9 protein-coding genes are annotated in these 10,127 nt (G+C 65.2%); 2 read left to right on the top strand and 7 right to left on the bottom strand.

All coding sequences use genetic code 11. From position 1 onward, the window contains the following. Positions 1-106 precede the first annotated feature (106 nt). The gene (locus P5704_013390) at positions 107-676 is read right to left on the bottom strand and encodes a DUF6436 domain-containing protein (GenBank protein WOF77064.1); all 570 of its coding nucleotides are present in this window, start codon (positions 674-676) and stop codon (positions 107-109) included. Between the two features lie 84 nt (positions 677-760). Between P5704_013390 and P5704_013385 the strand changes: the two genes are divergently transcribed. After that, entirely contained in the window at positions 761-1,699 is a 939-nt protein-coding gene (locus tag P5704_013385) for an alpha/beta hydrolase (GenBank protein ID WOF77063.1), read from the top strand. A gap of 4 nt (positions 1,700-1,703) precedes the next feature. Here P5704_013385 and P5704_013380 read toward each other — a convergent pair whose 3' ends face one another. Next, positions 1,704-2,468, bottom strand: coding sequence for a hypothetical protein (locus P5704_013380; GenBank protein WOF77062.1), 765 nt, complete (start codon positions 2,466-2,468; stop codon positions 1,704-1,706). A gap of 154 nt (positions 2,469-2,622) precedes the next feature. On the opposite strand from P5704_013380, the gene P5704_013375 reads away from it, so the two are divergent. Next, positions 2,623-3,231 carry a 2OG-Fe(II) oxygenase gene (locus P5704_013375; protein ID WOF77061.1) on the top strand — a complete coding sequence of 203 codons (609 nt, stop codon included), beginning with the start codon at positions 2,623-2,625 and terminating at the stop codon, positions 3,229-3,231. 68 nt (positions 3,232-3,299) lie between these two features. On the opposite strand, the gene dctM is transcribed toward P5704_013375, so the two are convergent. From dctM to P5704_013350, 5 genes are all read right to left on the bottom strand, one after another. Then, a complete protein-coding gene (gene dctM, locus P5704_013370) occupies positions 3,300-4,580 on the bottom strand; it encodes a C4-dicarboxylate TRAP transporter large permease protein DctM (protein WOF77060.1) in 1,281 nt (426 codons plus the stop codon). Then, positions 4,577-5,206: a TRAP transporter small permease gene (locus P5704_013365; protein ID WOF77059.1), complete on the bottom strand. Its 630-nt coding sequence runs from the start codon at positions 5,204-5,206 to the stop codon at positions 4,577-4,579. The genes dctM and P5704_013365 overlap by 4 nt, the downstream gene beginning before the upstream one ends. A gap of 265 nt (positions 5,207-5,471) precedes the next feature. Beyond that, positions 5,472-6,467: a C4-dicarboxylate TRAP substrate-binding protein DctP gene (gene dctP, locus P5704_013360; GenBank protein WOF77058.1), complete on the bottom strand. Its 996-nt coding sequence runs from the start codon at positions 6,465-6,467 to the stop codon at positions 5,472-5,474. A gap of 344 nt (positions 6,468-6,811) precedes the next feature. Further along, on the bottom strand, positions 6,812-8,206 hold the full coding sequence (locus P5704_013355; GenBank protein WOF77057.1) for a sigma-54 dependent transcriptional regulator: 1,395 nt from the start codon (positions 8,204-8,206) through the stop codon (positions 6,812-6,814). Continuing rightward, a complete protein-coding gene (locus P5704_013350) occupies positions 8,203-10,011 on the bottom strand; it encodes an ATP-binding protein (protein ID WOF77056.1) in 1,809 nt (602 codons plus the stop codon). The genes P5704_013355 and P5704_013350 overlap by 4 nt, the downstream gene beginning before the upstream one ends. Positions 10,012-10,127 lie beyond the last annotated feature (116 nt).

The following is a 10,127-nucleotide window of genomic DNA, read 5'->3' as shown; positions in this document are numbered from 1 at the left end:
GGCTCCCGGATGGTTCGTCGGCTGCGATAGCGACTGGATGGGAGCGATTCTGGTTTAGTTGATAATAATTATCATTTGATCGGAATCAAGTTTGCCGCTCGCCGCCTTACCGCTGCCACTCGCAGAAGCAGGCCACCGCCAGCGAGTGGGTGGCGCGTACCTTGCGCCCGGCCAGCACCGCCTCGAGGATCGGCTCGACGAAGCTGTTGTCCGAGCTGCATACCGCGCCCTCGCTGTAAGGCCCTATATAGACCAGCTCGCCATGTTGATCCCAGATGCCGACGGCGGGGCTGGCGGGCAATAGATCGGAGCCGGGCAGGGAGCCGAGGGATTTGAGCGACGCCAGCGGCTGTGGCAAGCGGCCCTTGCTGCCCGGCCTGCGTACTTCGTAGAAGACCACCGGTTGTCCGGCAAAGTGCTTGAGCAATTCTTCCAGGTGCTGCTGATTGCCGACGTTGCACGGGCATCCCGGGTCCCAGAAGTGCACGAAGCGCACCGGTCCCGGGCCCTGCAGCTCGGCCGGCAGGCGCAATGCATCGCCGGAGAACAGCTCGGCGCGCTCGCCGTCGAAAGTGCGCAGGTAGCGCGCCTCGAACCACCAGAACGCGGCCAGCATGGCGCCGCCCCAGAGCAGGGCGACCAGGGCGGCGATCAGGTATTTGCGACGAGCACTCATGGCGGGTTCCGATATGGGTGCGCAAGCTTGCCATGGGGCGGCGCAGAGCTGAATATCCCAGGTCAACGCAATCGAAGAATTTCCATGCCCTCGCGTATCGATCCCGAGCGCCTGCGTAACAGCCTGCCCGCCCTGACCGAGGCGGTCGCCGCAAGCGCCGAAACCCTCCATTACCAGGCCTACTACGGGCTCGATCTGCCGCATCGCACGCAGGTCCAGCGCCGCCTGGGACGCTTTCGCGTGCACGACTACGATGTCGTCGCCCAGGCCTGGTGGCCCGAGCAGCCCCACGCCAGCCTGCTGATCCTGCACGGCTACTACGACCACATGGGCCTGTATCGGCATGTGGTCGACTGGGGGCTGCAGATGGGGTTCGCCGTGCTCGCCTGCGACCTGCCGGGCCATGGGCTGTCCAGCGGCCCGCGGGCAAGCATCAACGAGTTCGCCGAATACCAGGCGGTGCTGGGCGGGCTGTTCGAGCAGGCCCGTCAGCTCGATCTGCCGCGTCCCTGGCATCTGCTTGGCCAGAGTACCGGCGGTGCCATCGCGCTGGATCACCTGCTGCATCAGGCGCATAGCCCCGACCTGGGGCGCACCATCCTGCTGGCGCCGTTGATACGCCCGCGCGCCTGGTTGCGCTCGCGGATCAGCTACGAGCTGCTGCGGCGCTTCGTTCAGCAGATTCCGCGAACGTTCAGCGAGAACTCCGGCGACCCGGCCTTTCTCGAGTTCGTCCAGAGCCAGGACCCGCTGCAACCGGACATTCTGCCCACGGCCTGGGTCGGCGCCCTGTCACGCTGGATTCCCCGTATCGAGGGTGCGGCTGACAGCAGGCACGCGCCGTTGATCATTCAGGGCGAGGCGGACATGACCGTGGATTGGCGGTACAACCTGCCGATCCTGCAGCGCAAGTTTCCCGGTGCGCAGGTGCTGCGATTGCCAGAGGCGCGCCACCACCTGGTGAACGAGCGCGAGGAGCTGCGTCAGGCGTACTTCGACTTCCTGCGCGAGCGCCTCAGATAGCGGATCAGATGCTCTGCTGCGGCTCCAGCTCGGCGCCGCTCATGCCCACCGCCAGGCCGGCGCGTAGTGCCTGCAGCGCGGCCTGGTAATAGGCCTTGCCTTCGTCCGACTGGGCGAATGTCACGTATTCCTCCAGCTCGGCATCGGACAGGTCGCGATAGACGTACAGCAGCGTGTTGTCGAGATCGGCATCGATCTGCTCGATCATGCGCTGTCGCTGGCTGCTCAGCAGGCTCTGCGCCTGATTGCCACCGAGCAGGCCGGGGATCATCTGGCTGAGACTGTCGGCGGCGACGCCGGCCAGCGCCAGGCTGACTTCCGCACCCGCCTCGCTGGCTGGCAGCGCCTGGGCCAGATGTCGGATCAGCAGCTGCCGGTTGCTGCCGGCTTCCACCCGCGGCAGGCCGGCGGCGTGCTTGGCCAGCTGTTCGCGGCGTGCGGCGAGCACTTCGGCCGATACGATCTTGCGCCCGAGGGTCGATTGGAAGAATTCCAGCGCCGGCTGTGGTTCGGCCAGGTTGTCGCGCAAGGCCTGCTGCGCGCGCTGGTCGATGGCATGGGCGGCGAAGCGGCGATTGCTGTTGGTCACCAGCGCCTGGAATACCGCCGGGGGCAGGGTGTCCTTGTAGCGTTGCTGGGCCGCGGTCAGGGCATCGCCGAAATTGGCGCGCTGCTCGGTCCAGCCGGCGGTTTCGTAGAGTTCCTGATAGGTGTCGGCGAAGGTGCTGAAGCTCAAGGTCAGCAGTACACAGGTCAAGAGGGCGCGCATGGAAGCTCCTGTCTGGCGGGCGGTTCATTTTCCGTGCCTCGACGCATGCTTGTCGAGGCGCACGGCTACTGCTGCCATTTGGCGCAGCGACGCAGCTTGTAGCGGAGTCTCAACAGACCCTAGACTCCTGCGGTATCCCTTCGGAGTCACTTCCTTGCCGTTCTCTTCGATCATCGACGACCTGGCCGAGCGCGGCTGGTCGCTGCAGAGTTCCTTCCTTCCCAGTAATGTGACCCACAAGCTGGCCGACGAGTGCCGCAGACGAGAAGCCGAGGGTGCGCTGGCACCGGCCGGGGTCGGTCGCGGTGAGGCGCAGGCGGTGCGCGAAGGCATTCGTAGCGATCATATCCAGTGGCTCGAAGCGGGCCAGTCGGCAGTCTGCGACCAGTACCTCGGGCTGATGGACGAGCTGCGGCAGAACCTCAACCGCGAGCTGTTCCTCGGCCTGGAAGAGTTCGAGTGCCATTTCGCCTTCTACCCGCCGGGTGCCTTCTACCAGACGCACCTGGACCGCTTTCGCGATGACGACAGTCGCTCAGTCACCGCCGTGCTGTATTTGAATCCGGACTGGCAGCCCGGCCATGCCGGCGAACTGCGGATGCACATGCCCGATGGCACGCAGCTGGACGTGCCACCGCTGGCCGGCAATCTGGTGGTCTTTCTCTCCGGCGATTTCCCCCATGAAGTGCTGGTCACCCAGGCCGACCGTCTGTCGCTGACCGGCTGGTTCCGCCGGCGACCGGCGGATGTGCTGGCGCTCTGACGAGCAAAACGCGCGGACGAAAAAAAGCCCGGCGCAGGCCGGGCTAAAGGGAAGTAACTGTTTTCAGGCTACATGCCCAGCCAGTTCGGCAGCGCCAGGGAAATCGACGGCACGTAGGTGATGATCATCAGGAAGCTCAGCAGCAGCGCCAGCCACGGCATTACCGCACGGATCACCTGAGTGACCGGCATGCCGGTCACCGCCGAGGCGACGAACAGGTTCAGCCCCACCGGCGGCGTGATCAGACCGATCTCCATGTTCACTACCATGATGATGCCCAGGTGGATCGGGTCGATGCCCAGCTGGATGGCGATCGGGAACAGGATCGGCGCCAGGATCAGGATGATCGCCGACGGCTCCATGAAGGCACCGGCGATCAGCAGCACGATGTTCACCACCAGCAGGAACATCCACGGCTGCAGGCCGGCCTCGATGACCCAGGCAGTGATCGCCTGCGGAATCTGCTCGGTGGTCAGCACGTGGGCGAAGAGCATGGCGTTGGCGATGATGAACATCAGCATGATGCTCAGCTTGCCCGACTCCAGCAGCACCTTCGGGCAATCGCGAATGCGCAGGTCCTTGTAGACGAACAGTGCGACGAAGGCCGAATACACCGCCGCCACGGCCGCCGCCTCGGTAGGGGTGAACATGCCCGAGTAGATACCGCCGAGGATGATCACCATCAGCAGCAGGCCCCAGACCGCCTTGCGCGCGGCGGAGAGCCATTCGCGGAAGCTGGCGCGCGGCAGTGCCGGCAAGTTCTTCTTGATCGCGATGACGTAGATGGCAACCATCAGACCCAGGCCGAGCATGATGCCCGGGACGACACCGGCCATGAACAGCTTGCCGACCGAGGTCTCGGTCGCAGCGGCGTAGACCACCATGACCACCGACGGCGGAATCAGGATGCCCAGCGTACCGGCGTTGCAGACGATGCCGGCGCCGAAGGCCTGCGGATAGCCGGAGCGCACCATGCCGGCGATGGCGATGGAGCCCACCGCCGCCACGGTGGCCGGCGACGAGCCGGACAGCGCGGCGAACAGCATGCACGCCAGCACCGCGCCGATCGCCAGGCCGCCACGGATGTGGCCGACGCAGGCGTTGGCGAAGTCGATCAGGCGGCGGGCCACACCACCGGTGGTCATGAAGGCACCGGCCAGCAGGAAGAACGGGATCGCCAGCAGGGTGTAGTGCTCGGAGGTCTCGAACAGCTTGATCGCCAGTGAGCGCACCGAGTCCTGGCTGAAGATCATGATGGTCAACGAGCCGGCCAGGCCGAGGGAAACGGCCACCGGCACGCCGATGAACATCAGCGCGAAGAGGGCGACGAACAGGAACAGGATGGTCATTGCTTGGGCTCCTCTTCGCCGAGCTTGGCCGCTTCGGCCGCTTCATCGGCCAGGCCGAGGCCGGTCTGCTCGTTACGCAGAATGCGCACGAAGATTTCGGCGAAACGGATGAACACCATGGCGAAGCCGAATGGAACGATCATGCCGATGTGCCATTGCTTGACGCCGATGTGACCCAGGTCCTCGGCGCCGATGTTGGCGATGAACAGGGTCTGGATCCACTCGAAGCTGGCCACGGTCAGCAGGCCGGCGTAACCCAGGCAGAACAGGCAGGCGATGATGCCGATGACACGCTGGATATGCCTCGGCGCCAGCTTCACCAGTGCATCGACGCCGATATGACCGGCGGTGCGCACGCCATAGGCGAGCCCGGAGAAGATCAGCCAGGCGAACAGCGCCTTGGTCAGCGCGGTGCTCCAGGTCATGGACTGGGCCAGGCCGATGATGAAGTCACCGATGGCGAACCAGAAATCGGCGCTTCCCTCGAACCGGTCGCCCAGGTCGTAGAAAAGGGTGTAGAGGTTGTTGAGGATCACGTAGACGAAGGTCACCAGTGTCATGGCGGCCAGCAGAAAGGCGATGAAACCTTCCTCGAAGTGGTCCCAGACGCGCCAGAGGGCGTTCATGGATGACATCTCCCGATGGACTGCTTGTTGTATCGAAGGCAGCACGGAGGTGCGCCGTGAACCAGCCGGGGCAGGCTGGGGGACAGAGCAATGAAAAACTCTTGTTGTCGCCATCGAAGCGGCGCGGCCCGGGATCGCCTTGGCCTGACCTGTCTGCCCTTGGTGCGGGCTTCGTCTTCGCTAGCTGCTTTGTTTTTTCACTGAGCTGTCGGGTATCGCTGGGTGATGCGGCAAAGGGGCGGAGTGTCCGCCCCTCGGCAGAGGCTTAGTTAGCCTGGTTGGCAGCTTCGGCGGCCTTGATCAGGTCAGCACCGATTTCGCCTTCGAACTTCTTCCAGACCGGCTTCATGGCTTCGCGCCACTTGGCACGCTCTTCCGGCGTCAGCACGAGGATTTCGGTGGTGCCGGCGGCCAGAATGTCAGCCTTGGCCTTCTGGTTCAGGTCGTCGGCCTGCTTGTTCACCTCAACAGTGACTTCTTCCACGATCTTTTCCAGCTCGCCACGTACATCGGCAGGCAGGCCGTTCCAGAACTTGGTGTTGGTGATCAGCATGTAGTCCAGCAGGCCATGGTCGGACTCGGTGATGTGCTTCTGCACTTCGTGCATCTTCTGCGAGTAGATGTTCGAGTAGGGGTTCTCGGCACCGTTGACCACGCCGGTCTGCAGGCCCTGGTACACCTCGGCGAAGCTCATCTTGCGCGGGTTGGCACGCAGCGCCTTGAACTGCTCGTCCAGCACTGCAGACGCCTGTACGCGGAACTTCAGGCCGCGCGCGTCTTTCGGCTCACGCAGTTCCTTGTTGGCCGACAGCTGCTTCATGCCGTTGTGCCAGTAGCCCAGGCCGGTGATGTTCTTGTCTTCCATGGAACGCAGCAGGCCCTGGCCAGCCTCGCTCTTCTGGAAGCGGTCGACTGCCGCGATGTCATCGAACAGGAACGGCAGGTCGTAGACCTGAACGCCCTTGGAGTAGTGTTCGAACTTGGCCAGCGACGGAGCGATCAGCTGCACGTCACCCAGCAGCAGGGCTTCCATTTCCTTGCCATCACCGAACAGCGAGGAGTTCGGGTAAACCTGCACCTCGACCTTGCCGGCCAGACGCTCTTCCACCAGTTTCTTGAACATCAGGGCGCCCTGGCCTTTCGGCGTGTTTTCGGCGACCACGTGGGAGAACTTGATGGTGATCGGGTCAGCCGCGTGGGCCAGACCAGCGATGCTCAGCGACAGGGCGCATGCCAGCGCCTTGGCAGTCAGTTTGAACATTGATGTTTCCTCTTGTTGTGGGTGGGAGGCCACACGGCATCCCGGCAGTAACCAGCTGGACAAGTCTAGGCGCTGAAGCCTGGGTGCGATGCTCCATCGCAACTCGTTCCGTCCGGTTCATTGAGTTTCAGGAGCAATGCCTGTGCCAAGAGCTGGCAGAGCCGCCTGAGGGCAGTGAGTTTACCCAGCAATAGATGAAGGTTTGAATGGCCAATTGCCAACAAGCGCGTCTAGGTCGCACCTTTGCGCGGGAGTTCTGGCGCTGGCACGGCCCGCGCACAGGCCGTGGTCGCTGCCGGCGAGCACGGTCCTAGTCAGTGAAGAGGATGGCGGATTTCCGCCATCTACTCGTTTTCATCGGGCGAGGTTCCGCCAGCGTCGGTAAAACTCAGCCCGTGCTTGCGTAGCTTGTCGTGCAGTGTCTTGCGCGGCAGGCCCAACGCCTCGGCGACGCTGCGCAGCGAGCCATGCGGGCGATTCAGCTCGGCGGCGATCAGCGCGCGCTCGAAGGCCTCGACCTGCTCGCTCAGGTTGCCGCCGCCGCCGATGCCGACAGCCGGCTCGCCGGCCGACTGGTCGAGCCCCAGGCCAAGGCCCAGGGCGAAGCGCTCGGCGGTGTTCTGCAGCTCGCGCACGTTGCCCGGCCAGGCGTGACGTAGCAGTACGGCGCGTTGTTCCGGCTGCAGCTCGCGGATCGGCAGGCCATGGCGTCGGGCCGCGGCTTCGGCGAAATGCTGGAACAGCAGCAGGATGTCCTCGTTGCGCTCGCGCAGCGAGGGAATCCGCAGCGGCGCGACGTTGAGCCGGTAATACAGATCGGCGCGGAAACGGCCCTGATCCGCGGCCACCCGCAGGTCCTCCTTGGTCGCGGCGATGACCCGGATATCCAGGGCGATCGACTGGTTGCCGCCGAGTCGTTCGACCACCCGTTCCTGCAGCAGGCGCAGCAGCTTGACCTGCACATCGAGGCTCATGCTCTCGATCTCGTCGAGGAACAGCGTACCTCCGTTGGCGAATTCGAACTTGCCGATGCGCCGCTTCTGCGCACCGGTAAAGGCGCCCGGCTCGTGGCCGAACAGCTCGCTTTCCACCACCGATTCGGCCAGCGCCCCGGCGTTGATCGCGACGAACGGGCCGTTGCGCCGGCTCGACAGGTCATGCAGCGCCCGGGCGACCACCTCCTTGCCGGCGCCGGTCTCGCCGAGAATCAGCACATCGGCCTGGGTCCCGGCCAGCGCGCCGATCTGCTCGCGCAGGCGCAGCATCGCCTGGGAATGGCCGAGCAGGCGCGCCGACAACTGTTGGCGGTCGGCCAGGGCCAGGCGCAGGGAGCGGTTGTCCAGCACCAGTTGGCGCAGCGCCAGGGCGCGGCGCACGCTGTCCAGCAGCGCTTCGCTGGGGAAGGGTTTCTCCAGGAAGTCGTAAGCGCCGGCACGCATCGCCTGCACCGCCAGCTGGATGTCACCGTGTCCGGTGATGAGGATCACCGGCATCTCGCTGTCGCGGGTGCGCAGCTGTTGCAGCAGCTCAAGACCATCGATGCCGGGCATGCGAATGTCGCTGACCACCACGCCCGGCCAGTCCGCCGGCAGGCGCGCGGCCAGATCGCGGGCATCGCCCAGGCTGACGACCTTGAGGCCAGCCAGGTCGAGGGTCTGGCTCAATGCCTGACGCAGGTGCGGATCGTCGTCGATCAGCAGCACCTGCGCCTGGGCGCTGATCGGGTGGTCACTGCTCATTGAAAATGGTCCTCGCTGGGGAAGGCGACGCCAGGCTCGGCGCAGCGCAGAAACAGGTTGAGCTGGGCGCCGCCCTCGGGGTGGTTGCTCATGCGCAACTCGCCGCCCAGGGCGCGGCTGAGGGTATCGCAGATCGCCAGGCCGAGGCCGAGGCCCTGGGCGCTGGTCTTGGTGGTGAAGAACGGCTCGCGGGCGCGCTGCAGCGCTTGCTCGCTGAAGCCGGGGCCGTTGTCGCGCAGGGTCAGCAGCACGCCGTCACCCTGCTGCTCGGCGCGCAGCCAGATGCGCCGCGGCTGCGGTCGCTCGGCCAGCGCATCGAGGGCGTTGGCCAGCAGGTTGGCGAGGATCTGCCGCAGCCGCGTTTCGCCGGCCTGCACCCACAGGGTCGCTTCCGGTAGATCGCGGATCAGCTCGACACCCATGGCCTGGCGGCGCTTGGCGAGCAAGGCGAGGGCGTCGTCCAATGCCGGCTGCAGCGCCACCCGTTCCGGCGCGTGCTGGTCGCGGCGGGCGAAGGCGCGCAGGTGGGCGATGATCGACGCCATGCGCGCGGTCAGTTCGCTGATCAGCCTGAGGTTGTCACGGGCTTCGGCGTTGCGCTGCTGGTCGAGCAGCACGCCGGCATTGTCGGCATAGCTGCGGATCGCCGCCAGCGGCTGGTTGAGCTCGTGGCTGATGCTCGCCGACATGGTGCCCAGCGCCGACAGCTTGCCGGCCTGCAGCAACTCGTCCTGGGCGCGCACCAGTTCCTGCTGGGCCTGCTCGCGTTCCAGCACCTCGATCTTCAGCCGGCTGTTCAGCGCTTCGAGGTCGTGGGTGCGCTCCAGCACGCGTTGTTCGAGCTGCTGTCGCGCCTGGCTGTCCAGTGCCAGGCGTTCGATGAAGTGTCGGCGGCGCTGCATCAGCAGGCCGAGCCAGAGCAGCAGAGCAAGCAGGGTGGCAGCGCCGATGGCGACCACGGTGCGCACCGGTCGCTCGATCAGGTTGATCGGCGCAAGGATGCGCACCGTCCAACCGGTCTCCTTGAGTTCACGGCTCTGGATCAGCCAGGCATCGATGTCCAGGGTCAGGTGGCGCGGCTGCAGAGTTGGGTAGGGCTGGTCGGAGGCGATCTGCTCGCGTTCGTCAGCTTCCAGCGCGCGGGTGGCGCGAAACCGCCACTGCGGTTGCGAGGTCAGAATGACCACGCCGAAGTTGTCGGTCACCAGTAGTTGCTCCGGGGTATTGCCCCAGAGCGTCTCGGTGTGGTCGAGGTCGACCTTGACCACCAGCACGCCGAGGATGCCGCGCTCGTCGCGCACGGCGGCGCCGAAGTAGTAACCGCGCTTGCCGGAGGTGGTGCCGAGGCCGAAGAAACGCCCCAGGCGACCCTCCATGGCCTGACGAAAATAGGGGCGGAAGGCGAAGTTGCGGTCGACGAAGCTGTCTTCCTCGTCCCAGTTGGAAGCTGCAAGCGTATTGCCTTGCGTGTTCATCAGGTAGATCACGTCGGCGCCGGTCTGGTTGCGCAGGCGTTTGAGCAAGCGATTGGCATCGTCCCGCACGGCCGGTGCTTCGGCCTGCTGCAGGACTGCTCGCAAAGCTGGCAGGTCGCCGAGGATGCGCGGCAATACCTCGTAGCGGTTCAGCGTGCCGAGCAGGTTGGCGACATAGAGATCGAGGGTCTGACGGTTCTGCTCGGTCAGCTCGTTGCGGTAGTAGCGCTCGGCGAGCTGTTGCAGCGGCCAGAGCAGAGGCGCGAGCAGCAAGGCCAGCAGGGCGAGGTTGCGCCAGCGAGGGCGACGGGGAGGATGCAATGCAGTCATGCGTGGGCGCCTGGATGTCGGGCGCATTATGCACGCAGAGCGTACCGGCGTTCAGCGTCGCTTATCGAGCCGACCGGCTTGGACTGGAATGACAGGGCGGTCGAGGTGCTCAGCCG

It is taken from the genome of Pseudomonas sp. FeN3W, from assembly GCA_030263805.2.
Lineage (GTDB): Bacteria > Pseudomonadota > Gammaproteobacteria > Pseudomonadales > Pseudomonadaceae > Stutzerimonas > Stutzerimonas stutzeri_G.
The sequence above is the reverse complement of the archived record's forward strand: the minus strand, read 5'-3'. Positions and strand labels throughout refer to the sequence as shown.

What these genes read in the sequence shown, in the direction of transcription:
- P5704_013390 (WOF77064.1), bottom strand. Translation starts at nt 676, where the DNA reads ATGAGTGCTCGTCGCAAATACCTGATCGCCGCCCTGGTCGCCCTGCTC.
- P5704_013385 (WOF77063.1), top strand. Translation starts at nt 761, where the DNA reads ATGCCCTCGCGTATCGATCCCGAGCGCCTGCGTAACAGCCTGCCCGCC.
- P5704_013380 (WOF77062.1), bottom strand. Translation starts at nt 2,468, where the DNA reads ATGCGCGCCCTCTTGACCTGTGTACTGCTGACCTTGAGCTTCAGCACC.
- dctM (WOF77060.1), bottom strand. Translation starts at nt 4,580, where the DNA reads ATGACCATCCTGTTCCTGTTCGTCGCCCTCTTCGCGCTGATGTTCATC.
- P5704_013365 (WOF77059.1), bottom strand. Translation starts at nt 5,206, where the DNA reads ATGAACGCCCTCTGGCGCGTCTGGGACCACTTCGAGGAAGGTTTCATC.
- dctP (WOF77058.1), bottom strand. Translation starts at nt 6,467, where the DNA reads ATGTTCAAACTGACTGCCAAGGCGCTGGCATGCGCCCTGTCGCTGAGC.
- P5704_013355 (WOF77057.1), bottom strand. Translation starts at nt 8,206, where the DNA reads ATGAGCAGTGACCACCCGATCAGCGCCCAGGCGCAGGTGCTGCTGATC.
- P5704_013350 (WOF77056.1), bottom strand. Translation starts at nt 10,011, where the DNA reads ATGACTGCATTGCATCCTCCCCGTCGCCCTCGCTGGCGCAACCTCGCC.